Source organism: Campylobacter sp. RM16704 (assembly GCF_000816245.1).
Taxonomy (GTDB): Bacteria; Campylobacterota; Campylobacteria; order Campylobacterales; family Campylobacteraceae; genus Campylobacter_D.
Map to the genome: position 1 here is coordinate 1,274,638 of NZ_CP007769.1, position 25,568 is coordinate 1,300,205.

The 25,568-nt window shown below is 28.3% G+C and carries 25 protein-coding genes; 16 read left to right on the forward strand and 9 right to left on the reverse strand.

Annotated features, from left to right (window positions below; genetic code table 11):
• Positions 1-1,653, reverse strand: a complete 1,653-nt coding sequence (locus CAQ16704_RS06480; RefSeq protein ID WP_039667418.1) for a 4Fe-4S dicluster domain-containing protein — start codon at positions 1,651-1,653, stop codon at positions 1-3.
• 88 nt (positions 1,654-1,741) lie between these two features.
• Here CAQ16704_RS06480 and selA point away from each other — a divergent pair, with 88 nt between their 5' ends.
• From selA to CAQ16704_RS06500, 4 genes are read left to right on the forward strand one after another with little or no spacing between them, the layout of a single operon-like run.
• Positions 1,742-3,073: an L-seryl-tRNA(Sec) selenium transferase gene (gene selA / locus CAQ16704_RS06485; protein ID WP_039667419.1), complete on the forward strand. Its 1,332-nt coding sequence runs from the start codon at positions 1,742-1,744 to the stop codon at positions 3,071-3,073.
• A complete protein-coding gene (gene selB, locus CAQ16704_RS06490) occupies positions 3,066-4,871 on the forward strand; it encodes a selenocysteine-specific translation elongation factor (protein ID WP_039667420.1) in 1,806 nt (601 codons plus the stop codon). Before selA ends, selB begins: the two co-directional genes overlap by 8 nt.
• Before the next feature lie 52 nt (positions 4,872-4,923).
• Positions 4,924-5,637, forward strand: a complete 714-nt coding sequence (locus CAQ16704_RS06495) for a thioredoxin fold domain-containing protein (protein WP_039667421.1) — start codon at positions 4,924-4,926, stop codon at positions 5,635-5,637.
• Entirely contained in the window at positions 5,624-6,151 is a 528-nt protein-coding gene (locus CAQ16704_RS06500) for a hypothetical protein (protein ID WP_039667422.1), read from the forward strand. The genes CAQ16704_RS06495 and CAQ16704_RS06500 overlap by 14 nt, the downstream gene beginning before the upstream one ends.
• Positions 6,152-6,173: 22 nt before the next feature.
• Here CAQ16704_RS06500 and gdhA read toward each other — a convergent pair whose 3' ends face one another.
• The 4 genes from gdhA to gltX form a co-directional block, all read right to left on the reverse strand.
• Positions 6,174-7,541: an NADP-specific glutamate dehydrogenase gene (gdhA, locus tag CAQ16704_RS06505; protein ID WP_082020059.1), complete on the reverse strand. Its 1,368-nt coding sequence runs from the start codon at positions 7,539-7,541 to the stop codon at positions 6,174-6,176.
• Between the two features lie 12 nt (positions 7,542-7,553).
• Positions 7,554-8,219 (reverse strand): 6-amino-6-deoxyfutalosine synthase, encoded by a 666-nt coding sequence (locus CAQ16704_RS06510; protein ID WP_039667423.1) that lies wholly within the window; start codon positions 8,217-8,219, stop codon positions 7,554-7,556.
• A 236-nt stretch (positions 8,220-8,455) separates the two neighbouring features.
• Complete coding sequence (locus CAQ16704_RS06515; protein WP_039667424.1) at positions 8,456-9,691, reverse strand: malate oxidoreductase; 1,236 nt, start codon at positions 9,689-9,691, stop codon at positions 8,456-8,458.
• A 2-nt stretch (positions 9,692-9,693) separates the two neighbouring features.
• Complete coding sequence (gene gltX / locus CAQ16704_RS06520) at positions 9,694-11,085, reverse strand: glutamate--tRNA ligase (protein ID WP_039667425.1); 1,392 nt, start codon at positions 11,083-11,085, stop codon at positions 9,694-9,696.
• A gap of 65 nt (positions 11,086-11,150) precedes the next feature.
• On the opposite strand from gltX, the gene CAQ16704_RS06525 reads away from it, so the two are divergent.
• Positions 11,151-11,978, forward strand: a complete 828-nt coding sequence (locus tag CAQ16704_RS06525; RefSeq protein ID WP_039667426.1) for a peptidylprolyl isomerase — start codon at positions 11,151-11,153, stop codon at positions 11,976-11,978.
• 17 nt (positions 11,979-11,995) lie between these two features.
• Here the strand turns inward: CAQ16704_RS06525 and CAQ16704_RS06530 are convergent, their stop codons facing one another.
• Together CAQ16704_RS06530 and accB are read right to left on the reverse strand one after the other, a co-directional pair.
• Positions 11,996-13,327 (reverse strand): acetyl-CoA carboxylase biotin carboxylase subunit, encoded by a 1,332-nt coding sequence (locus tag CAQ16704_RS06530; protein ID WP_039667427.1) that lies wholly within the window; start codon positions 13,325-13,327, stop codon positions 11,996-11,998.
• A gap of 1 nt (position 13,328) precedes the next feature.
• Entirely contained in the window at positions 13,329-13,778 is a 450-nt protein-coding gene (gene accB, locus CAQ16704_RS06535) for an acetyl-CoA carboxylase biotin carboxyl carrier protein (RefSeq protein WP_039667428.1), read from the reverse strand.
• A 132-nt stretch (positions 13,779-13,910) separates the two neighbouring features.
• Here accB and dcd point away from each other — a divergent pair, with 132 nt between their 5' ends.
• The 5 genes from dcd to CAQ16704_RS06560 are packed head-to-tail and all read left to right on the forward strand — an operon-like array spanning position 13,911 to position 18,209.
• The gene (gene dcd, locus CAQ16704_RS06540) at positions 13,911-14,471 is read left to right on the forward strand and encodes a dCTP deaminase (protein WP_039667429.1); all 561 of its coding nucleotides are present in this window, start codon (positions 13,911-13,913) and stop codon (positions 14,469-14,471) included.
• Between the two features lie 46 nt (positions 14,472-14,517).
• Positions 14,518-15,525: a UDP-N-acetylglucosamine 4,6-dehydratase (inverting) gene (gene pseB, locus CAQ16704_RS06545; protein ID WP_039667430.1), complete on the forward strand. Its 1,008-nt coding sequence runs from the start codon at positions 14,518-14,520 to the stop codon at positions 15,523-15,525.
• Complete coding sequence (gene pseC, locus CAQ16704_RS06550; RefSeq protein ID WP_039667431.1) at positions 15,522-16,652, forward strand: UDP-4-amino-4,6-dideoxy-N-acetyl-beta-L-altrosamine transaminase; 1,131 nt, start codon at positions 15,522-15,524, stop codon at positions 16,650-16,652. The genes pseB and pseC overlap by 4 nt, the downstream gene beginning before the upstream one ends.
• Positions 16,649-17,950: a DUF2172 domain-containing protein gene (locus tag CAQ16704_RS06555; RefSeq protein ID WP_039667432.1), complete on the forward strand. Its 1,302-nt coding sequence runs from the start codon at positions 16,649-16,651 to the stop codon at positions 17,948-17,950. Before pseC ends, CAQ16704_RS06555 begins: the two co-directional genes overlap by 4 nt.
• Before the next feature lie 22 nt (positions 17,951-17,972).
• Positions 17,973-18,209, forward strand: coding sequence for an acyl carrier protein (locus tag CAQ16704_RS06560; protein WP_442856704.1), 237 nt, complete (start codon positions 17,973-17,975; stop codon positions 18,207-18,209).
• Here CAQ16704_RS06560 and CAQ16704_RS06565 read toward each other — a convergent pair.
• Entirely contained in the window at positions 18,206-18,955 is a 750-nt protein-coding gene (locus CAQ16704_RS06565) for a hypothetical protein (protein WP_039667433.1), read from the reverse strand. The genes CAQ16704_RS06560 and CAQ16704_RS06565 overlap by 4 nt on opposite strands.
• A gap of 9 nt (positions 18,956-18,964) precedes the next feature.
• The gene (locus CAQ16704_RS06570) at positions 18,965-20,173 is read right to left on the reverse strand and encodes a DUF2920 family protein (RefSeq protein WP_039667434.1); all 1,209 of its coding nucleotides are present in this window, start codon (positions 20,171-20,173) and stop codon (positions 18,965-18,967) included.
• Positions 20,174-20,230: 57 nt separating this feature from the next.
• Between CAQ16704_RS06570 and CAQ16704_RS06575 the strand changes: the two genes are divergently transcribed.
• The 6 genes from CAQ16704_RS06575 (at position 20,231) to CAQ16704_RS06600 (ending at position 25,561) form a co-directional block, all read left to right on the forward strand.
• Complete coding sequence (locus tag CAQ16704_RS06575; protein WP_039667435.1) at positions 20,231-21,727, forward strand: amino acid adenylation domain-containing protein; 1,497 nt, start codon at positions 20,231-20,233, stop codon at positions 21,725-21,727.
• A 746-nt stretch (positions 21,728-22,473) separates the two neighbouring features.
• Positions 22,474-22,698, forward strand: a complete 225-nt coding sequence (locus CAQ16704_RS06580; RefSeq protein WP_039667436.1) for a phosphopantetheine-binding protein — start codon at positions 22,474-22,476, stop codon at positions 22,696-22,698.
• Positions 22,698-23,501, forward strand: a complete 804-nt coding sequence (locus CAQ16704_RS06585) for an AAC(3) family N-acetyltransferase (RefSeq protein WP_069358611.1) — start codon at positions 22,698-22,700, stop codon at positions 23,499-23,501. Before CAQ16704_RS06580 ends, CAQ16704_RS06585 begins: the two co-directional genes overlap by 1 nt.
• Positions 23,491-24,579: a 3-oxoacyl-(acyl carrier protein) synthase III gene (locus CAQ16704_RS06590; protein ID WP_039667437.1), complete on the forward strand. Its 1,089-nt coding sequence runs from the start codon at positions 23,491-23,493 to the stop codon at positions 24,577-24,579. The genes CAQ16704_RS06585 and CAQ16704_RS06590 overlap by 11 nt, the downstream gene beginning before the upstream one ends.
• Positions 24,576-24,809 (forward strand): acyl carrier protein, encoded by a 234-nt coding sequence (locus tag CAQ16704_RS06595; protein WP_039667438.1) that lies wholly within the window; start codon positions 24,576-24,578, stop codon positions 24,807-24,809. The genes CAQ16704_RS06590 and CAQ16704_RS06595 overlap by 4 nt, the downstream gene beginning before the upstream one ends.
• Entirely contained in the window at positions 24,809-25,561 is a 753-nt protein-coding gene (locus CAQ16704_RS06600; RefSeq protein WP_235361597.1) for an SDR family NAD(P)-dependent oxidoreductase, read from the forward strand. Before CAQ16704_RS06595 ends, CAQ16704_RS06600 begins: the two co-directional genes overlap by 1 nt.
• The last annotated feature ends 7 nt before the right edge of the window (positions 25,562-25,568 follow it).

Sequence of the window (25,568 nt, forward strand, 5' to 3'; positions counted from 1 at the left end):
TTAAAGCACGTCCATATTTTGTATCATTATCTTTGCTTTACATTCAGCACAGCAATATAGTGTTTTTATCTTAGTTTCATCTCCCATAAATTTTGGTTTCATAATGTTAGCTATTTTTTCAACTGCTTTTTTTGTAGCAAATTCTTTCCCACACTCTACACAGGCAAAAAGTTCATCTTGGGCTAAAATCATAAAAGAAAAATAATCTTTTTCTAAATCTATCCCACTTCTTTGAAGCTCTAGGGTATCTTTTTCAGCACAACTTGTTTCACAATATCCACAGGTAGTACATAAACTTGCATTAAATTTCAAAGAATTATCCTTGGTATCAGCCACTAAAGCTCCTACATTACAAGCACCCACACAAGAAAGACATAAGGTGCAGGTGTTTGTATTGATAGAGATTTTTCCATAGCGTATCCATTCTTTGCTCGGGATATTGCCTAAATTCTCTTCTTTTATAAGCTCTCTTAATCTTATAGCAAAATCTTCTCTTTTTAAAACAGAAGAGTTATAAGAAATAAATTTAAGATTTTCTATAAAACAGGTTTTGTCAATAGCTTCTAAAAGCTCATTTTCATTTTTGGCTAGAAAAATTGCATTTTGTTTAAATTTTCTTTGAAAAATTTCATTAATTAAATCAACAATCTCCAAACTTCCTTTAGATAAATTATCACTATAAACAACCATATTTGCTCCACTTGTTTGAAGCATAGCTAAAAAATGTGCTTGATCAAGATAGTTTTCACTTTTAACCATAAATGGCATAACATTTTCTTTTAAAGTAATGTTTAAATTTTCTATAGAAAATCTTTCAGGAATGACTAAAATAATTTTATCTTCATAAAATTTTAAAATTTCATAAAAGCTATTGCGTGGCATAGGTGCATAATCAAGTGCTCCACTAGGACAAATTCCTACACAATCACCACAATTTATACAATCTATATGAGAAAATTCTAATTTTCTTTGCTCATCATCTTTTAAAATAGCCACACTTGGACAAATTTCAGCACATTTTCCACAATGTATACTTCTTCTTTCATGGTATTGACAAATGCTATCATCATAACTAATATAATTTCTAAATCTATATTTTGGAGAATTTGAATTTAAAAGTTTTATAAGCTCTTCTTGACTTAAAATAGTTAAATCATAGCAACCACTTTGCTGATCAAAACTTTCTTTTTTTACATCATATAAGAAAAAATCACAATCAATTTCTACTTGCTCATTATCTTTCAAAGCTATCACACAAAGCTCACCCACGCAACCTAAAACGCCTAAACATTGCTCATTGCTTAATTTTAAAACCTTATATTCTTGTTTTTTTAAACTTTCTATAAGCTCATTTTGATCCTCATTACTTACAATAATTACATTTTTACCCACTTCTTTGGTATATTCTAAATCAAGTCCCAAATCATAAACTTTAGATCTAATCTTATATAAAGACTCAATAGTTTTGGCTTTTTTAAGCACATCATCTTGTGAGTTTTTAAGGTAAAAATTAATCTCAGGTGCATAAACTTCAGGGTTTAAAAGCTTTGAATTTCCTATAAAAACTTCTTCATTACAAGCTTTTTGAACTATGCTAATACTATCACTTAAAGGGATTAAATCTTCATTTTCTAAAAATACAAAATCTTTCATCATACTCTCTTTTAAATTTTTAACTTTAATTATATAAATTTCATTATAAAAAAGTTATAATTTTAGTAATTTATTCTTAAGGTTTAAGATGAACAAATTTAGAAATTTTCCACCTATTAATACACTAATAAACGATAAAAGCTTGGTTAAATACCCTTTGTATTTAAAAACATATTTTTCAAAACTAGTTGTTTCAAATTGTAAAAAAGAGCTTAGTAAAAATGAAAATTTAAATTTTAGTTTGCAAGATTTGCTAAGTAAAATTGCTCAAAGCATTGATGAGTTTTTAAATATGCAAAGTCAAAGCTTGATCAATGCTACTGGAGTTATCATACATACTAATCTTGGTCGTAGCATTATTGATGAGAGTATTTTTGAAAGAACTAAAGAAATCATCTGCTCTTATTCAAATTTAGAGTTTAACATGCAAACTGGCAAAAGAGGCTCAAGATATGACGCACTCAGCGTGAATTTAAAAATATTATTTGATTGTGAGGATTGTTTGGTTGTTAATAACAACGCCTCAGCTGTATTTTTGATTTTAAACACCTTAGCAAAAAATGAAGAAGTTATTACTTCAAGAAGTGAGCTAGTTGAGATTGGGGGAAATTTTAGAATTCCTGAAGTTATGCTAGCAGCTGCTGTTAGGCTAAAAGAAATAGGCACAACTAATAAAACTCATCTATATGATTATGAAAAAGCTATCAATGAAAATACTAAGATGATTTTAAAAACCCATCGTTCTAATTTTACTTTTAAAGGATTTTTTGAAGAAGTAAGCTTAAGTGAAATTCATGCTTTGGCAAAAAAGAAAAAACTCATATCTTATTATGATTTAGGTGCTGGCTGGTGTGAAAAAATCAATAAGCAACTAAGTAAAAATGAGCCAAGTGTGAAAGAGCTTTTAAAACATTGTGATATTTTAAGTTTTAGTGGTGATAAGCTTTTTGGTTCTACTCAAGCAGGCATTATACTTGGAAAGAAAAAATACATTCAACAACTAAAGAAAAATCAACTTCTAAGAATGCTAAGGGTTGATAAAATCACTCTAGCTTTTTTAAATGAAACTACCAAAGCATACTTAGAAAAAGAATATGAAAAAATCCCCACACTAAAACTTTTAAATGATGATTTAAAAATCATAGAAAAAAAGGCTCTTTTTGTCAAAGAAAAAATTCCTACAAAATGTGAGTTAAAAGCTTCTAAAAGTTTAGTAGGTGGTGGCTCTATGCCTGATAAAAGCTTAGATACTTTTGTGTTAAGTTTTGACGAGAAAGCTTTGCTTTTACAAGAAAAATTTAGAAAAAAAGGTGTGATTGGCCGTGTTGAAAATGGACATTTTGTGCTAGATTTTAGAAGTATTTTAGAAAAAGATTTAAACCGTTTAATCCATGCTATCAAAGAGGTATTTCATGCATAGTATCATCATAGGCACTGCTGGACATATTGATCATGGTAAAACTTCGCTTATTAAAGCTTTAAATGGTTTTGAGGGTGATGATTTAAAAGAAGAGCAAGAAAAAGGCATTACGATTAATCTTAGCTTTTCAAATTTAAAAAGTGAAAATTTAAATATTGCTTTTATTGATGTACCTGGGCATGAAAGTTTAATCAAAACTATGATAAGTGGTGCTTTTGGGTTTAGAGTATGTATGTTTGTCATAGATATAAATGAAGGTTTAAAGGCTCAAAGTATAGAGCATTTAAGGGTTTTGGAATTTTTAGGTGTAAAAGACGTAGTGCTTATTTTAAGCAAGATTGATTTATGCAAGGATTTAGCACAAAAGCAAGAAGAGCTTTTAAAAGAATTAAAAGCCTTTAAAATCAATATCTTAAAAGTTTTTCCAACTAGTATTTATGATGAGCAAAGTATAATAAATTTAAAAAACTATCTACTTAGTTTAAAACCTAAAGAAAATGATGAAAATTTGATTTTTAGATACTACATTGATAGGGTTTTTTCTCTAAAAGGTATAGGCACGGTAGTAACTGGAAGTTTAAATGAGGGAAAAATCAGCAAAAATGAAAAAATCTTTTGCCTTGAAAATCAAAAAGATATCATTGTAAAAAACATACAAATTCATGAAGAAAATGTTTTAGAAGCAAAAGCTTATAATAGAGTTGCTTTGAGTTTAAATTGTGATTATCATGAATTAAAAAAAGGCTATATACTCACAAAAAAAGGTATTTTTAAGAGTTTTAAAAGTATTGATGGAGTTGTTTTTAATACAGAGATTAAACACGGAAGTATTTTAGAGTTTTGCAGTGGCTCAAAAAAGCTTAATGCAAAAATCAGCATTATCAAAGAATTTGAAAATAAAACTTACATTAGTTTAGATTTTGATAAAAATCTACCTTTATGCTTTGATGATAAATTTATCTTGCTTGAAAATGGTCGTATTAAAAGTGGTGGCGTGGTGTTAAATGCAGTGAGTGAGCCTTTAAAAAAAGATATAAAAGCTAAGTATTTAGCACTTTTAGAACAAAAAGATTTGAAAAAAGTATTTGAGTTTTTAAAACAAACCCATAAACTTGGTTTTGGTTTACTTTCAAGTTACCAGCGTTTCAAACTCGCTCATGAACAAGCTTTAAATTTAGCAAAAAGTTTAGATCATGTTTTTGTCGACGAGCAAGCTTTAAATGTATATGATTTAAATGCTATGCAAACTTTGAAAGATTTTATTAATTTTATCTTTTCTAAAAATCCTTATGCTTTAATCTCGCCTCATTCTATCGCCTTAAGACTTACTTGGGCAAGTGAAAATTTTTGTGCTTATACACTTTTGCAAATGCAAGAAAAGCTGGACTTTAAAGATGGCATATGGTTTTTAAAAGGACAAGACTTTGAAAAATTACAAGAAAAGGCTCATTGTGAGCTTTACGAAATTTTAAAAAAAGAAGGTATAAAACCTACTGCACCTTATAATCTTTATGAGTATTTAGAGCTTGATAGGAAAAATGGAGATCTTATCTTAAAAAAACTTACTAAAGAAAATAAAGTCAAAAGACTAGCGCATAATCTTTTTATAGAAAAAAATGCTCTTGAAAATCTTATGCAAGAATTTTTAAAACTATTACAAAATAACTATTTAGATGTAAGCTTTGTAAAAAATCATTTTCAAATTTCAAGAAAATATGCCATAGCTTATTTAGAATATCTTGATAAAAATTACCCTCAAGTAATAAAAATAGATGAAAAAAGAATGCTAAAAATCTAAATGTTAAAAATTACATTTTATAATGTATGAAATTCAAACATAAAGGAAAATAATGAAAAAATCTTTAGCTCTTTTGACCCTTGCTAGCTCTTTATTTGCAGCAAGTAATGAAGAAATTATTAATTTTTTTAAAAAAAATCCAAATTTATCTAATGCAAACATTAGCGTTTCTAGTAGAGAAAAAATTCCTGATACTAACTTTGAAGCTGTGATAGTTAATTTTGAAATTAGCGGTAAAAATTTTCAAGAAATCGTTTTCACTCAAGATAATATCATCACAACTGAAGTAATTGATGTCAAAAAAGGTGAATTTTATTCTCAAGTTTATCAAGCAAAACTTATGGAAAAACAACAAGCTGAATTTTCAAAAAAAGCTTTGACTGAACTTAAAAAAGAAAAAATGTTTGTTTCTTTAGGAGATCCTAAAAAACCTTTGCTTTATGTGTTTAGTGATCCTGAATGCCCATATTGTAGAATGCATTTAGATAAAATAGAAGAAACATTAAAAACTCATCAAGTTAAATTTATCTTAACTCCAATCCATGATACTAGTGCTTTTGAAAAATCAGCTCTTATTTATAAAGAAAGTAAAAATGCTAAAGATGATGCACAAAAAATTGCTATTATGAAGAAATATTATGATGAAAATATAAAAGATTATAAAAAACCTAGTGAAGCTGAGGTAAAAGCGGTAAGAGAAACTTTTGCAAAATACTCTAAACTTGGCCTTCGTGCCGTACCAACCATAATTGATGCTCAAAAATAATTTTTTTTTGCTTGTGTTTGCACTGTTTTTAAGTGCTTGCACAGGTCCTATGCAAACTTTTATACAAACAAGCAATGATGGTATTTTCCTACATGCTAATAAAAATCAAAGTTTTTCTTTACACATCAATAATCCTTCAAAACTAAATACAAATTTAGAAGCTAAGCTCACTCAAAAATTACAAAATTTAGGATTGGTTTTAAACAATAAACAAAGTGATTATAAAATTTATCTCAATATAGTAGATTTTAAGAAATTTTCCTATGCACAAAGATTACTTGCTTCTAATGCGAGATTTTTTTATAACGACTTTGATAAAATAGATGATGTTTTTGAAATGGAAGTGGAAAATTACTACCTTTTACAAGTTAATTTACAAATAATTTCTAAAAACTCTACTCAAAGCACCTCACTTTTAGCAAGAACTGCTTATCTTAGCAATATAGATAGAGCCAAAGAATCTTTAGAGGAAAAAATTACTAATCAAATAGCAAGCTTTTTTTACATGCAATAAAGATGGCATTTAAGCCATCTTTTTAAATATAACCATGATCAATCATCGCATCAGCTACTTTTTTAAAGCCTGCTATGTTTGAGCCTACCACTAAATTTCCTTCATGATTATAAGCTTTTGCACACTCGTATGAATTTTCAAAAATATTTTTCATAATCTTATGCAATTTTGCATCAACTTCCTCAAAACTCCATTGACACATACTTGCGTTTTGTTGCATTTCAAGTTGAGAAGTCGCTACACCGCCTGCATTTGCGGCCTTAGCTGGAGCAAATAAAAAGTCTTTTTGATTTAACATAAAATCAATCGCTTCAAGTGTGCTTGGCATATTAGCTCCCTCTGCTACCATACGACAACCATTATGATATAAGGTTTTAATATCTTCTAAATTTAACTCATTTTGCGTAGCACTTGGAAAAGCTATATCACAAGGTATGCTCCACACCCCATTACAACCTTGTTTATACGCGCTTTTTGGAGTAAAAATAGCACCTTTTTTAAGCGCTGCATAATCACTCACCCTAGCTCTTTTTATTTCTTTAATTTCCTTTAATAAATCTAAATCTATTCCATCTTTATCATAAACAAATCCATCACTATCACTTATTGTAATTGCTTTTGCACCAAGTTGGTGTAATTTTTCTATAGTATAAATTGCCACATTTCCACTACCTGAGACTGCACACTCTTTTCCTTCTAATGCATTGTTATATTTTGCTAGCATTTCTTGAGTAAAATACACACAACCATATCCTGTTGCTTCTGTTCTTGCTAAGCTTCCACCCCATGGAATTTTCTTTCCTGTTAAAGTTCCATCAAAATTAGAGCTAATTTTCTTATAAGCTCCAAACATATATCCAATTTCTCTAGCACCAACCCCTATATCACCTGCTGGTACATCAGTATTTGCACCTATGATTTTTGAAAGTTCTGCCATAAAAGCTTGACAAAAACGCATAATCTCTGCTTCACTTTTACCCTTAGGGTCAAAATTTGCTCCACCTTTGGCACCTCCTATCATTAAACCTGTTAAAGAATTTTTAAAAATTTGCTCAAAACCTAAAAATTTCAAAACATCTAAATTTACACTAGGGTGAAATCTAAGTCCACCTTTATAAGGACCTAAACTAGAGTTAAACTGCACTCTATAACCAAAATGCGTTTGAGCTTTACCTGCATCATTAATATACACAACTCTAAATATAGTTGTTTTTTCAGGCATTACAATACGCTCTAATATTGCATGATCTTGATAAGTTTTATTAGATTCAAGTAAAGGTTCTAAAGAATTTAATACCTCGGTTGCTGCTTGAAAAAAGATAGGTTGTCTTGGAGAAATTGTTTGAATTTTTTCTAAAGTTTCGTTGATATATTGTTTAGCCATACTCATAAATTGTCCTTTTTATAGTATCTTGCTGTTTGTTTTAGCTAAAAATTTTTTTAGCGCCATTTGCTCCTTTGTTCCTATTTTGTAGTAAATTAGCTTTAAGTATGTGCTAATTTCTTTTTGAGAAAGATTTCTTGATTTAGAATAATCTAACAAAATATATTGTGGAATGAAAATTTTACTTTTTATGAAATTTTTCATCATTTTTTTATAAATAGAAAAATTTTTAACACAAGAAAAGCGTGCAAAAACAAAAGGTAAATTTGTTTTTTCATACCATAATTCACACAAATCAATATAATCTTTTGGATTTTGCAAATAAAGTTTTAAAGCTTTATCACCGATGATAACCTCCCCTTTTTGCTTTAAAACTTTTGCAAGAGCATTAGAAGTTGCAGAACTTGCATCTTCTTTGCTTTGAGAATGCTTTTTCACTAAAACGCTTTTTACCTTTTTATTTGCACAAATTCCTACATTTAAGGTTTTGTATTTTTTTCTACGACTTTCAATGCTTGAGACAATTGCTGCATCAATGCGTCTAAAATACAAATGGCGATTTAGCTTACTAGGAACCCCTTTTTTGTATTCTGTAGTTTGTTTAACATAGCTAGGAAAAGCTGATTTTTTAAGATAGATATGTAAAGGGAGTAAATTAAGATAATCTATCTTTCCAAAAACCATTTTAACCTTTCTAATAATAAACTTCTATATCCTATAAAAAAATATCTTAAATGTAAATTAATTTAATTAATAATACAATCAACAATAAAAATTTATGTTTATTTGTAAAAATACCTAGCCATTTACTAATATTAAAAATATATTTTAAAAAATTAAAAAAGAAATTTGTAAGGTATAAAAATAAAAATTAAGTTTTATTCAAAAAAATATTTTAAATAAAACTTAATATATAAAAATTATTGTAAACTTGCTAGATATTTTTGATAATCAAATTCTTTTGCTAAAGCCACACCATCTTCAACAGCAGCTTTTGCCACAGCAGCACTGACTACAGCTTTTACTCTACTATCAAATGGTTTTGGTATAACATAATCTCTACCAAAACTTAATGTTTCTATTCCATAAGCTTGTTTTACCTCATCAGTAACTTCAAGCTTAGCTAAATCTGCCAAAGCTTTAGCCGCTGCAACTTTCATATTTTCAGTAATTTTAGTTGCCTTAACATCTAAAGCACCTCTAAAAATAAAAGGAAAACCTAAGACATTGTTAATTTGGTTTGGATAATCACTTCTTCCTGTTCCAACTATAGCATCATTTCTTACTCTTTTAACATCTTCAGGCATAACCTCAGGCACTGGATTAGCTAGTGCAAAAATCACTGGATCTTTAGCCATAGATAAAACCATTTCATCATCTAAAATTTTAGGCACACTCAAACCTAAAAATACATCAGCACCTCTTAAAGCTTCTTTCAAGGTTTTATCTTTAGTATCATTTACAAATTCTAGTTTATATTTATTTAAATCATCTCTTTGAGTATTAATTACACCTTTACTATCTACTAAAATGATATTTTTTACTCCTAAATTTCTATACATTCTAGCACTTGCAATGCCTGCTGCACCAGCACCGCTTACTACCACTTTAATGTCTTCAAATTTTTTACCACTAATTTCCATAGCATTCATTAATCCTGCAGTAGAAATAATTGCTGTTCCGTGTTGATCATCATGCATTACAGGAATTCCAAGATCTTGTAAAGCAGCTTCTATCTCAAAACATTTTGGTGCTGAAATATCTTCTAAGTTGATTCCACCAAAAGTCGGAGCTATAGCTTTACAAAAAGTAATAATTTCATCAATACTGTGAACATTAATTTCTAAATCATAAGCATTAACGTTGGCAAATTTTTTAAACAAACAAGCCTTTCCCTCCATAACAGGTTTACTCGCACTTGCTCCTATATTTCCAAGGCCTAAAACAGCACTTCCATCACTAACTATAGCAACTAAATTTGCTTTATTAGTATATTTATACGCTAAAGTTTCATCTTTTGCAATTTCTAAGCATGGTTCAGCTACTCCAGGTGAATAAGCCAAGGATAAATCATGTGCACTACTCATAGGTTTTCTAGCTATAATATCAACCTTACCACCTAAATGGTATTCTAATGCTTCGTCTTTTAAATTCATTATCATTTCCCTTTCATGTAATTTAATAAATTTTCTATCCTAAGTTTAACTTTTTGCACTCCTAAAAATTCCAATACTTCAAAAATACTAGGACTTACAGAATTTCCAGTAAGTGCAATACGTATAGCTTGTGCTAAATCTTTTAGTTTAAGATTGTTTTCTTCTAAGAATTGATTGGTTAATTCTTCAAATTCACAAGCTTTTTTTTGCCCATTTAAAACCATAGCGTATTTTTCTAAATAAGTTAAATTTATTTCATTAAGAAATTTATCTATAGCTTTTTGATCATATTTTTTTGGGTTGTCTAATAGTATTTTAGCCCCATTTATAATATCGTGCAAAGTTTTTGCTCTTTCTCTTAACATATCTAGTAAAAAACCTGCTTTTTCATACTGACTTAAGTCAAAACCCAAATCTTTTAATTGTCTGTTAATTTCTTCAAAAGGTAAGGTTTTAATATAATGAGCATTAAGCCATTCTAGTTTTTTAAAATTATAGCAAGATGCACTTTTATTGATGTGATTTGGATCAAAAAGTTCTTGCATTTTCTCTAAAGAAAAGATCTCATCATCTCCATGACTCCATCCAAGTCTTACTAAAAAATTTAACAAGGCTTGAGGTAAAATCCCCATATTTTTATACTCCATCACATCAGTTGCCCCATGACGCTTAGAAAGTTTTTTACCATCTTCACCGTGTATCATAGCTACATGATAAAATTTAGGTATCTTAAAACCGAGTGCTTCATAAAGTACAATTTGTTTTGGAGTATTTGATAAATGATCATCTCCCCTTATAACATCACTCACACCCATTAACGCATCATCAATTACAACGGTTAGGTTATAAATAGGACTACCATCACTTCTTGCAATCACAAAATCATCTAAAATATCTTCGGCCTTAAAGCTAACTTCACCTTTAATACCATCTATAAATTTAATCTCTCCACTTTGTGGTGCTTTTATACGCACCACAGGCTCAATACCACTTGGTGGAGTTCCTTTAAAATCTCTATATCTACCATCATATCTTGGACGCTCTTTAGCTGCTTCTTGTTTAGCTCTTAATTCATCAAGCTCTTCTTTACTCATATAACAATAATAAGCCTTGCCCTCATCTAATAATTTTTGAATATATTTTTTATAAATATCAAATCTTTGAGATTGATACTCAATTGTCCCATCATAATCAAGCCCACACCACTTAAATGCTTCTATAATAGCTTGTGTTGCTTCTTGTGAATTTCTTTTTAAATCCGTATCTTCAATGCGTAATAAAAATTTACCCTTATTTTTTCTTGCATAAAGATAGTTATATAAAGCGGTTCTAAGTCCTCCTATGTGTAAATATCCAGTTGGAGAAGGAGCAAAACGCGTAGTAATTTCTTGCATATTTTTACCTTTTTTAAATTTTTATTGTTATAATGCTATATTTACACTTAAATAAAGGTTTTAAAATGAGAAAATTTTTAATATCTTGTTGTTTTGTTGCAAATATTTTATACGCACAATCTCTTGGTGGAATAGCAATGATAGTAGAAAACCAACCTATCACCCTTTATGATATTGAACAAACCATGAAAGAATTAAAAACTAATGATAAACAAAAAGCTATTGCTTTCTTGATAAATGATAAGGTTCAACAAAGTGAAGCTAAAAAGTTAGGAATTTATGTTAGTACTTTTGAACTCAATGAAAAATTAGCACAAATTGCAAAAGGTAATAATACTGATATTAACGGTTTACAAGCAAAAATAGAAAAAGATAAACTTAGTTTTGAAAATTTTAAAAATAAAGTTAAAAAAGATCTTGAAAGAGAAAAGCTTTATAGAAATATAATGCAAAATGCAAAAATAACTATTGATGATGAAGCATTAAAACATTTTTATGAAAACAATCTTGATAAATTTAGTACTTTTTCTAATATTGATTTAGTTGTTTATAATTCTACAAATCCAGAACTTTTACAACAACTTATACAAAATCCTATGTTTAAAAACTCACAAATTAAATCAAAAGCTATTAGTCTAAATGCAACAAACATGGATCCAAGATTGTTGGCTTTACTTAATAATACTAAAATAGGAGAATTTACCCCAATATTAAATGGAGAAAATACCTATATAATATATTTTATAAAAGAAAAATATGGAAAAAATCCTATTGAATTTGATTTAATCAAAGATCAAGTTAGTAATGTTTATACTTTAACCCAAAGAGAACAAGCTTTAAAAAATCATCTTGATAAAATAAGAGTTAACGCTCACATAGAAAAAATAAGATAGGCAAACGCCTATCTAAATTAATGCCTTGAAAGATAATTCGTATCATAATTATTATTGATAAAATCTGCATTATCCATCATTGCCAAATGAAAATCTTTTGTCGTTTTAATCCCACCTACAATAAGCTCTTGCAAAGCAATTTTCATTTTTGCAATAGCTGTGTTTCTATCTTCACCCCAAACAACTAATTTTCCAATCATAGAATCATAATAAGGAGGTACACTATAATCTTGATAACAATGGCTTTCCATTCTTACATTACGTCCTGCTGGTGCTACATATTTTGTAATTTTACCTGGACATGGTAAAAAAGTCTTAGAATCTTCAGCTGTAATTCTACATTCTATAGAATGACCTTTAAGTTTAATTTCTTCTTGTTTTGGTAAAGGATAGCCTTCAGCTACTTTAATCATAAGCTCGATAATATCTACCCCACTAACCATCTCACTTACACAATGTTCTACTTGCAAACGCGTATTCATTTCAATAAAATAAAAGTCTAGATTTTTATCCACTAAAAATTCAAAGGTCCCTGCACCTTCATAATCAATAGCCTTAGCGGCTTTTACTGCTGTTTCATGAAGTCTTGCTCTTGTTTTTTCATCTAGTAAAATTGCAGGGGATTCTTCTATAAGTTTTTGATGGCGTCTTTGCATAGAGCAATCTCTCTCACCTACATGAATTACATTACCAAAACTATCACCTATGATTTGTACCTCTATATGGCGTGGATTTTGTATATATTTTTCCATATACATTGTTCCATCACCAAAAGCACTCATAGCTTCACTTTCTGCAGACCAATATGCTTTTTCAAGATCACTTTCTTGCTCTACCACACGCATTCCACGACCACCACCACCTGCTGCTGCTTTTAAAATCACTGGATAACCTATTTCTTTAGCAAGTTTTTTTGCAGCTTCAACTCCACCTAAAGCTCCATCGCTTCCTGGTATTACAGGCACACCCGCTCTTTGCATTACTTGTTTTGCCTTGCTTTTATCGCTCATTAGTACCATAGCAGCTACCGAAGGACCTATAAATTTTATATTGTGTTTTGCACAAATTTCAACAAAATTTTGATTTTCACTTAAAAATCCATACCCTGGGAAAATAGCATCAGCTTCGCTGATTTCAGCTGCACTAATAATAGCTGGGATATTTAAATAACTTTCTGAGCTTCTAGCATTTCCTATACAAATACTAGCATCAGCATATTTTAAATATAAAGCATCTTTATCTGCTGTAGAATACACACAAATTGCCTTTTTACCCATTTCTTTTATAGTTCTTAAAGCTCTTAATGCAATTTCTCCACGATTTGCAATTAAAACTCTTTTGATTTCCATTTTATAATTTCTCCACCACAAATAAAGGCATACCAAATTCCACAGGTTGACCATCTGCTACCAGTACTTCTACTATCCTACAATCATATTCAGCTTCAATTTCATTCATAATTTTCATTGCTTCAATGATAGCTATAGTGCTTCCCTTTTTAATGGTTTGCCCTGCCTTAGCAAAAGGTGCTGCACCTGGACTAGGAGCTTGATAAAAAGTTCCAACCATAGGGCTATTTATAGTTGGTTTATTTGAAGAATTTGAATTTGTCTTGGTTTCATTTACAACATTTACATTAATTGGTTGTGGTGCTGGAGCAACAGGAGCTGGAGCTGGTAATTCACAACATAAATCTTTTTCAAGTTCTATTTCAAATCCATCTTGTTCTTTTATTTTAATCTTACTTATATTTGCTTCTGCAAAAAGTTGCATCAGTTCTTTGATTTCTTCTTTTGTCATATACTCTCCTTAATTTAATAAGACTTAATTTATAATTATATATAAAAATAATAAAAATAACTTCAATTATTTATTTTTTACTTTTATTTTAAGATATAATTTGAAAATTCACTTTTTATAAAAAGGATAAAAATGGGTTTAAAAGCAGATAATTGGATTAAAAAAATGGCATTAGAACATAATATGATAGAGCCATTTTGTGAAGCAAACATAGGTAAAGGTATAGTTAGCTATGGGCTTTCAAGCTATGGATACGATATACGCGTAGGAAGAGAATTTAAGATTTTCACTAATGTAAATTCTACTGTGGTAGATCCTAAAAATTTCGTAGAAGAAAATGTGGTGGATTTTGTAGGTGATGTATGTATAGTACCCGCAAATTCTTTTGCACTTGCAAGAACGGTTGAGTATTTTAAAATGCCAAATGATGTCTTAGCTATTTGTCTTGGAAAAAGTACTTATGCAAGATGTGGCATTATAGTTAATGTAACCCCTTTTGAGCCTAGTTTTGAAGGACATATCACTATAGAAATTTCAAACACCACTCCGCTTCCTGCTAAAATTTATGCTAATGAAGGTATAGCTCAGGTTTTATTTTTACAAGGAGATGAGCCTTGTGATATTACTTATGCAGATAAAAAAGGCAAATATCAAGCACAAACGGGTATAACTTTACCAAGGATTTTAAGATAATTTTATCTTTAGACAATATAAAAGTTAACAAAAATAGGAAGTAAATATGTTTAATGGAAAAAGCATTTTAATTACTGGCGGAACAGGAAGTTTTGGGAAAACTTATACTAAAACATTACTTCAAAAATACAAACCTAAAAAAATCATCATCTATTCACGTGATGAACTCAAGCAATTTGAAATGGCAAGAGAATTTAACGATGTTTGTATGCGTTATTTTATAGGCGATGTAAGAGATAAAGAAAGATTAAGCACAGCTATGAAAGATGTGGATTTTGTCATTCATGCAGCTGCTATGAAACATGTGCCAATTGCAGAATATAATCCTATGGAATGTATTAAAACCAATATTAATGGTGCTCAAAATGTAATTGATGCATGTTTAGAAAATAGTGTCCAAAAATGCATAGCTCTTTCAACCGATAAAGCGTGTAATCCTATTAATTTGTATGGAGCTACTAAGTTAGCAAGTGATAAACTTTTTATTGCAGCCAATAACATAGCAGGAAAATCTCATACTAAATTTAGTGTTACAAGATATGGAAATGTAGTAGGTTCAAGAGGATCTGTGATACCATTTTTTAAAAAGTTAATAAATGAAGGTGCTAAAAAACTTCCTATAACAGATGAGAGAATGACAAGATTTTGGATATCTTTAGAAGATGGAGTCAATTTTGTTTTAAGCAATTTTGAAAGAATGCATGGAGGAGAAGTATTTGTTCCCAAAATTCCTTCTATGAAAATCACTGATTTGGCAAAAGCTATGGCTCCCAATTTAACTCATAAAATTATAGGCATAAGAGCTGGTGAAAAACTTCATGAGATTATGATTTCAAGTGATGATAGCCATTTAACTTATGAATTTGAAAAATATTATGCTATTAGTCCAAGTATTAAATTTACAAGCATAGAAACGGATTTTAGTACTAATGCAAAAGGTGAAAAAGGTAAAAAAGCTTCCAATGGTTTTTCTTATAGTTCTGATAATAATCCTTTATGGATAAGTCAAGAACAACTATTAGACATTATAAACCACACAGAGATTGAAAAATGATTGCTTATTCTCATCAAAACATAGATAAATGCGATATAGACGCTGTAATTAATGCGTTAAAAGATGAAATTTTAACTGGTGGAAAAAAAATAGAAGAGTTTGAACAAGCTCTTTGTGAGTATGTAGGCGTAAAATATGCTTGTGTGTTGAATTCTGCCACTTCTGCACTGCATCTTGCGTATTTATCTTTAAATGTTAAAGAAAAAATCGTTTTAACCACTCCTATAACATTTGCAGCCACTGCAAATGCAGCTTTAATGGCTGGAGCAAAAGTTGAATTTATAGATGTAAAAAGTGATGGAAATATAGATGAAAAAAAATTAGAACAAAGATTAAAACAAGATAGCAAAAATATAGGTGCAATTTGCGTTGTTGATTATGCTGGCAACAGTGTAGAAATGGATGAGATTTTAAGTCTTTGCAAAAAATATAACATAGCTTTAATAGATGATGCAAGCCATGCTTTAGGGAGTATTTATAAAAATAAAAAAGTAGGAAGCATGGCTGATTTAGGAATTTTTTCCTTTCACCCTGTAAAACCAATTACTACTTTTGAAGGTGGAGCAGTAGTTAGCAACGACAAAGAGTTGATTGAAAAAATAAAATTATTAAGATCTCATGGAATTTATAAAAAAAGACTATGGGATAGCGATATGATTGATTTAGGATACAACTACCGCTTAAGTGATGTAGCTTGTGCTTTAGGTATAAATCAACTTAAAAAACTTGATCAAATGTTAGAAAAAAGAGAGGAAATAGCAAAATTTTATGATAAAGAATTTGAAAAAAATCCTTATTTTAGCACTATAAAAATCAAAAATTATAAAAAAAGTTCAAGACATTTATATCCAATATTACTTTATCCTGAGTTTTATTGTCAAAAAGAAATAATATTTGAAAAATTAATAAATGCTGGTATAGGAGTGCAAGTGCATTATAAGCCAACTTATGAATTTAGTTTTTATAAAAATTTATATGGGAATGTTTTTTTAGAAAATGCTGATAATTTTTATAAAGCTGAGCTTAGCATACCATGTCATCAAGAAATGACTTTAGAAAATGCACGATTTATAAAAGATAAAGTGTTTGAAATTTTAAAACAGAATAAGAAAGGATGTAAAATATGAGTAATTCATTATGGGGGGGGGGGATGTATGAGTTAGCTAAAAAACTTTTTCCAATTTGCAGAAGTATTAGTGGAGAAGGTTTTAGGCAAAGCTTAAAAATACTTGATGATGTTATGGGGGGGGGTATACTACAAATTCACTCCATAAAAAGCGGAACTGAAATATATGATTGGGTTATTCCGCAAGAATGGCAAATAAACGATGCTTATATCATAACTCCAGATGGAGAAAAAATTTGTGATTTTAAAAAAAATAATTTGCATGTATTAAATTATAGCGAAGGTATAGATGATGAAATTTCACTAGATGAGTTACAAGAGCATTTATACTCCATAGAAGATTATCCTGATGCCATACCTTATGTAACAAGTTATTATAAAAAAAGATGGGGATTTTGTATAGAGCATGAAAAAAGAATAAATCTTAAAAACGGAAAATACAAAGTTTTCATAGATGCAAAGCATTTTGATGGTGTTTTAAACTATGCTGATTTTATCATACCTAGCACACAAAATAATAAAGAAGAAATTTTAATTTCTTCTTATCTTTGCCATCCATCTATGGCAAATAACGAATTAAGCGGACCAATAGTAGCTACATTTTTGGCCAAATGGCTTTTAGAACAAAAACAAAGAAAATATAATTATCGTTTTGTTTTTATACCTGAAACTATAGGAAGCATAGTATATATTAATAAACATTTAAAACATTTACAAAAATATGTAAAAGCTGGATTTGCATTATCTTGTATAGGTGATGATAATGCTTATTCTTTAGTGCATTCTCCATATGAAGATACTTTAGCTGATAAAGTTGCTTTACATACTTTAAAAAATAAGAAAAATTTTAAAGAATTTAGCTTCTTATATAGAGGAACCGATGAAAGACAATATTGCTCACCATTAGTAAATCTTCCAGTAGTTGCAATTTGTAGAACTAAATTTGGCAATTATAAAGAATACCACACTAGCAAAGATGATTTAAATTTAATTTCACAAACAAGTTTAAAAAATAGTCTCAAAGCTATGCAAGAAATCATAATGAATTTAGAAATAAATGAAATTTATAAATTAGTGACATTTTGTGAGCCAAATTTAGGAAAAAGAAATTTATATCATAATATAAATGTAAAAGTTATTCAACTTCCAGTAGCTGCAAATTTTTTAGCTTATTGTGATGGCAAAAATGATGTTTTAGATATAGCTGATAAATTAAATTTACAAGCTTATGAATTAAAAGATTTAATAGAAAAATTAAAATTTCATAAACTAATTCTTAATTCTAATACATTAAAATAAAAAATATTTTTAAGGATAAAAAATGCAAATTTCAATGCAGACTGTTAAAACTCTATTTGAAAAAATAGGAAGAAATGATATAAATGAAAATACACAAGATTTAATTGGTGAAGATATTATTGATAGTGTTGATATGATGAAACTTATTATAGAAATTGAAAAACTTTTCAATCAACCTTTAAACGCCAAATTTATAATACCAGACAATTTTCAAGATTTTCAAAGTATTCAGAAAATGCTTGAACAAGCTATGAATTAGTCTATAAAGTATTTACAGAATTTATCTTGATATTTTTGCTCTAAAACATCATATAAATTCTGCATTTTGTTTATAAAATCTTCGTTTTTATACGCTTTTAAAGTCATAGAATTAATTTCTTGCATGGCAAAAAAATTATATTTTTCATCTTCATTCATCTCATCTAAATACACTTCCTTGCCATAATATTTATATGTATATTTTTTCAAAGCTTCTTCTATATATTCTAAAGCTTTAAAAATAAATATCATTATAGGTTCTTGTTGAAGTATTTTTGTATTTTTATCAAAAGTTTTTATAAATTCTTCTTCAGCAGTATGCGTAATAGTGCAAAAATTATTTTTTTTATGCTTATAAAAAATATCAAATAAAGCACAAGGTTTTACACCCAAAAAATTACCATCAAAATCAACTTGTGGATAATAAGGATATAATTTGCAAATTAATGGTCTTAAACTATGAGGATTACAAATACCATTTAAAGAACACTTTATTAAATAAACAACAATTTTCTTTTTGTTTTTTAATTCATATATTACCTTGCTGTGGTTGCTTAAATTATTATTACCAGCTTTTACTAAAGATATATATTCAGCTTCAATTACAGGTAAAATAACTTCACTTGAAGTATTAAATTTAAAATATTTTGCATAAATATTATGACAACAACCACCATTGCAAGTCATATAGCATTTTGGGGCAAAAATAAATTCTTTATCATGCAAGGTATCAAAAAAACTATCCATATCTTTCCTTTAAATAATTTCTAAATCAAATTTATTGCCATTATCTTTAAAAGTGAAAACCTTATCTCCACAAGGATAACTTATGCTATCTTGTTTTAAATTAAAATTTTTACCATGTAAATTTTCTAACAATCTTGGTAGTTCTTTTTGAAACAATGACCTCATAGTAATGCCTCCACTATGATTTAAATGCTTAACAAAACGTCCATCAATCTTATTTTCGTCTATTAAATTAAAATCCACTTCATAACCTAAAGTTTTATATATTTGCATTAATTGAGTTTTATCTTTTGCTGAACTCATCGAATCAGTAGAACTATGATAACTTATATATTTTATATTTTTATTTTTTTGGGCTTGAAGAGTTAAATGCGTAGGATTAAGTAAGGCTCTAATCATATAATTTTCATTTTTAAAACAATATGGAGAATTAGAATTTACATTCCAATATGTTTTTAAAAAACAACCAAATTGAATATTTCTTTCATAAATTATAAATTCTGCTTGGTTTAAATCTTTGCCTATTATATATTGTAATAAAAGCAAAGCTTCACCAGAATTATCCAACACCACATCAACATGCCAAGGAGCAATTTTTGAAATTAGTAATGACAGGTAACCTCCATATGACCCCCCCCCATAAATTTTAGGTAAATTTTGAAATTGTGGAAATTTTTGCATAATACTTTTCAAAGCATTAATATGATCAATGGCAGCCATAATCCCATAATTTTGATACTCATTATTTGGTGGAATAAAAGTTACACCAATAGTTGCTTTATAATCTTGTTCTCTTTTTCCAGTATCTTTTAAATGTTGTACATGAGCATCTAACTTTTGAATAAAATCCCCAGCATTGTTTAAATTTAAACCATAGGTGGATAATCCATGATTTTCTAAAACTTTTTTTAAGTACATTAAATTATCTTCTAACACAGCAATTTCAGCACTATAACCAATACTTTCACTTTTTCTGATACTAAAACACCAATAAATAACGCTTACTACAACAACATCAAATTTTGAAGCAATATATTGTCTATCAAAATCCATGATAGGCATACTCATATTAGTGCCATATCCTCCGATCATAAATACAATAGCTTTCATTTGTTTGCTATCATCATAGGTAATTCTATATTCTAATTTGCTTTCTCTTTTTATATTTAATTCTACATCATCGCAAGAGTCTATAAAATAAGTTTGATTTATAAGCATAATTTTCTTTCTTAATTGTATTTTATGTTATTATAACAAAAAATTTCAAGGAAGCTTATGACAACCCATATCAATGATTTTTTACAAGAAAGTGTTGCTAAATTTGAAAGCAAAAATGCTTTTGTTGAGTTTAATGGTAAGAGTATAAGCTATAAAGAATTTGATGATTTGAGTAAAAAAATAGCAAGCAAAATTCTTTCCAAACTTCCTACTAAAAGCACACAAGAGCCTGTGTTAATCATACTTCCTAAAGGGATTGATTGTTTGCTTTCTTTTTTTGGTGTAGCAAAAAGTGGAAATTTTTATACACTTTTAGATGAAAAAAGTCCTAAAGAGCGTGTAGAAAAGGTTATAGAAGTTTTAAAACCTAAACTTTTAATCACTTCTAGAAAATTAAATTTAGATTATAATCTTGATACTATTTATGCAGAAGACTTTGAAAAATTTTCTATAGATGAAAACGCTTTAAGTAATGCCTTAACAAATCACATAGATACAAACTTACTTTATGTGTTTTTTACAAGTGGAAGTACAGGAATACCAAAAGGAGTAAGTATAAGTCACAAAAGTGTGATTGATTATACTTTTTGGGTGTGTGAAACTTTTAAACTAAGTCATGAAGATACACTAGCTAATCAAGCACCATTTTACTTTGATAACAGCATATTAGATATATTTTGCTCTGTTAAAATGGGAGCTACGCTTCATATACTACCAAATCATCTTTTTGCTTTTCCAAATAAAATTTTAGAATATTTAGAGCAAGAAAAAATAACAACAATTTTTTGGGTGCCTTCTGTGCTGATTTATTTTGCCAATACTAATGCAGTAGATAGTACCAAACTAAAAAATTTAAACAAAATTCTTTTTTGTGGCGAAATCATGCCAAATAAACAGCTCAACATTTGGCGCAAATGCCTTCCTAGTGCTTTATTTGCCAATCTTTATGGACCTACTGAAATCACCGATGTGTGCTCTTTTTATATAGTTGATAGGCAATTTAGCGATGATGAACTTTTACCTATAGGAAAAGCTTGCAAAAATACCCAGCTTTTAGTCTTTAATGAAAATTTAAATTTAATTACTCCAAATCAAGTAGGAGTTAAAGGCGAACTCTATGTAAGAGGAACTTGTCTTTCTCTAGGATATTACAACGATAAAGAAAAAACAAAACAAGCTTTCATACAAAATCCTTTGCATGATAACTATTTAGACTTGCTTTATAAAACAGGTGATGTGGTAGCTTATAACGAATTTGGTGAGCTTTTATGTTATGGAAGGATAGATCATCAAATCAAATACATGGGTCATCGCATAGAGCTTGGAGAGATAGAAAGTGTGATAAATTCTCATGAGAATGTTAGAAATTGTGCTTGTGTCTTTGGAGAAGAAATCATTTGTTTTTATGAAAGTAAAGAAGAGTTAGATTTTAAAAACTTTTTAAAAGATAAACTACCTGCTTATATGATACCTAAGAAATTTATTAAAATAGAACAATTTGCTTTAAATGCAAATGGAAAGATTGATAGGAAGGTTTTGAGTGAAATTGTTTAAAAAAGAAGATAATCAGGTTTTAAGCTCACTTATATCATTAATGCCTAACTAGATATTTGATTAATTCACAATCTATAAATTTTATAGATATAATTTTCTCTTGGAATTTAAGTAACATTTTTAAAGGATAAAACATTTTAACAACAAAAATATACTTCTTTATTGTTTGGTAATGATGAAGCTAAATTAAAAACTATAAACACAAAAGAAAAGCTTTTAAAATTGTAACAAATTAAAGATAAACATACTCTGCGAAAATATATTTAAATTGCCGCAGAGTGCTTTGTTTAGTGTTACTACTATACAAAGATACATACTAAATTTTTAAAAGAATAAAAAAGATATTAATAATATTGATCGTTTTATCTTATATCAAGATAACATATATGTAATTTAGGTATCATTAGGCAATTTAAAATTAATGAAAAAAATATTATTTAAATGGCAATACCATTCTTCTATATTAAATTATTAGAAAATGAAATTTTAAGCAAAATATATTATAATAACCAATTTCAAAGATATTTTAGAAATTTTAAAGAAATCCAAATTCTAGTCGATATAGACATGTTAGAAATAGACAAATTTCATGAAAGATTAAAGAGTTAATTCTTTGAATATGATGAATATTTTTTAAATTTATAAGCAAATATAATAAAAATTCTATGAAAGATGTAGAAAAGTTTGATTCTATAAATATCATCAAACAACAATATATTAGATTAAAACAATAATAAAGGTAAATTATGGATCTAATTCAAAAATTTTTTGATAATATTGGAAGATCAGATATTGATAAAAATTCTAAAAACCTTCTTAGTGATGGAATTATTGATAGCATGGATATTGTTTCTTTAGTTGCTGAAATTGAGAAATATTATAACAAACCTTTAAAATCTGATTTTATAAAAGCTGAATACTTTGAAAACTTTAACACAATACAGCAAATGATCATGGAAAATATAAAATAATGATTCCACTTTTTAAAACAAAAGAGCGAATTTATACCACAAAAGATCTAATATTTACTTTACAAAATCTTGGTATAAAAAAAGGAGATACACTATATATACATAGTGAAATTTTTAATTTTGGAATTCCTATGGTTAGTCTTTGTGATCTTCAAAAAAATATTATAGATTGTTTTTTTGAAGTAATAGGAAGCGAAGGCACTGTACTAATGCCAACCTTTACTTATAGTTTTTGCAATAACAAAGTTTATGATAAACTGAATTCAAAAACAAAAATTGGTGTTTTAAATGAATTTTTTAGAAAACTCCCTAGCGTTAAACGCACGAATGATCCTTTGTTTTCTTTTGCGGTTAAAGGTGCAAAAGAAAATCTATTTTTAAAAGAAACAGATAGCTGTTTTGGAGAAAATTCAGTTTATGATATACTGACTAAAATTGGAGGTAAAATCATTCTTTTTGGTAGTAGAAAATTAGGAATAACTTATTTTCATTATATAGAAGAAAAGACTATGGTTTCTTATAGACACTTCAAATCTTTCATGGGTAAAATAATTAATGAGCAAGGGCATGAATATAACAAAAAAATAGATTTTTTTTGTAGAAAATTAAATGAAAATTCGATAACTTCAACAAATATACTATTGAATTTTTTATCTCAAAATAAAAATATAACAATAGAAAAATATGCAAATTCAGAAATTGCAAGTATAGATATAAAAAAATTTTATACTACTTGCTTTACAAAATTACTACAAAATGAGAAATTTTTTTTAGATACTCAAAGAGGTAATTATGCAGAATAAATTTTCTTACGCAAAAATTTCAGCAATGGTTATGGTAATTCCTCAACATAAAATTAATATTGATGATGAATTACATACACGTTATAACGGAGATATAAAAAAACTTACAAAAATAAAGAAATCAACAGGTATTCAATACAGATATTTAGTAGATAAAAATACTTCAGTAAGTGATTTAGCAGAATTTGGTTCTAAAATCCTATTTGAAGATTATGGTTTAAATAAAAATACAATTGATGCTATTATTGTAGCAACTCAAACTCCAGATTTTTTCATACCAGCTACAGCTTGTTATTTACACGGAAAACTTGATTTACCTCAATCTACTTTAGCTTTTGATATAAATCAATCTTGCACTGGTTTTGTATATGGTTTATATACAGCATTTAGTTTATTAGAAAATGGGGGATGTAAAAGAATTTTACTTGTTTGTGGAGATACGATAAATAAAAATAACGATCCTGAATTTATTCAAAAAATGAATAATAAAGCAGATATCATAGGTAATGGAGTTAGTGTAAGCTTGTTAGAATTTAGTCCGTATAAAACAGAAAGTTTTTTCGAAATTGGTAATGATGGAAAAGGATTATCGTATTTATTTATACCATATGGAGCATACAAAACACCAAAAAACAATGAATTTGAAGAAAATGGCTGGCAAGATAATCTCCCTAAAGAATTTTATATGAATGGACTTGAAATATTTAATTTTGCGACAAAAAAGGAACCGGAAGTTTTTAATAGTTTGTTGAAATTTGCAAAATTTCAACAAGATAATCTTGATTATATTTTCTTTCATCAGGCAAATAAAGATATAGTAGATATTATTATTAAAAGATTACAACTTGATTCTACAAAAAGCCCTAATGACACTATTTATAAATATGGAAATCTTGCTTCTGCTTCAATTCCTGCAACAATATGTGATACATTAAACACTCATCAAAACAAACTTAATAAAAAAATAGATATTGCTTTATGCGGATTTGGTGCAGGACTTAGTTGGGCAAACGCTATAATTTCACTCGATGAGAATTTTTGGTGCAAAGAAACTCAAATATACAAGGAAATGAAATGACAAAACAAGATTTTTTAATAAAATTAGAAGAACTATTACAAACTGATTATACACTAGATGAAGATATGCTATTAAGCAATATAGAAGAATATGATAGCTTAGCTTTATTATCACTAACAATGCTTTATGATCAAGAATTTAATATTTTCGTAGAAGGTAAAAAACTTAGATCTTGTCAAAAAATTTCAGATTTAATTGCATTGATTCCTAAAGAAAAAATGGATTCTTGATGATATTTAAAGAAAATATTTTTCACGATTATATTTTTTTAGTTACAGGTGCTAGTAGCGGTATAGGAGCTCATGTAGCCTTAACGCTAAACAAGCTTGGTGCTAAAATCATCGCTATAGGTAGAGATGAAAATAAACTTTTAGCTCAAAAAGAACAAGCTAAAAATTCTGATGATTTTATTACAATTTCAAAAGATTTATCAAATTTTGAAAATCTAGACAAATGGACTTTAGAACTTGCCAAAGAATATGGAGGTTTTAATGGAGCTGTTTTAGCTGCAGGTATTGTAAAGCCTTTAGGGATCAACTCTCTTTATTATATTCATAATGCAAAAGAAATTTTTAATATAAATTATTTTGGTAATTTACAAATACTTAAAGGTTTAATAGACAGAAGAGCTAAATGCAAAGAAGATGCTAGTTTTGTTTGGATTAGTTCTACTGCTAGTAAAAACCCTGGTAAAGGGTTAAGTTCATATGGTGCAAGTAAAGCGGCAATAGATACAACAATTAAATCAATAGCACTAGAAATAGCTCCAAAATATCGTATAAATTCGATTTTACCAGGATTTGTAAATACTCCAATGATTCAAAATGAAATTTTTGATAATAGTTTTTTTACCCGTTCTTATCCATTAGGTATAGGAAATGTTGAAAATATTTCACCATTAATTTGTTTTCTTTTAAGTAGTGGCTCATCTTGGATAACAGGACAAGAATTTATAATTGATGGGGGGGGGGAATCTCTTTAATGTATAA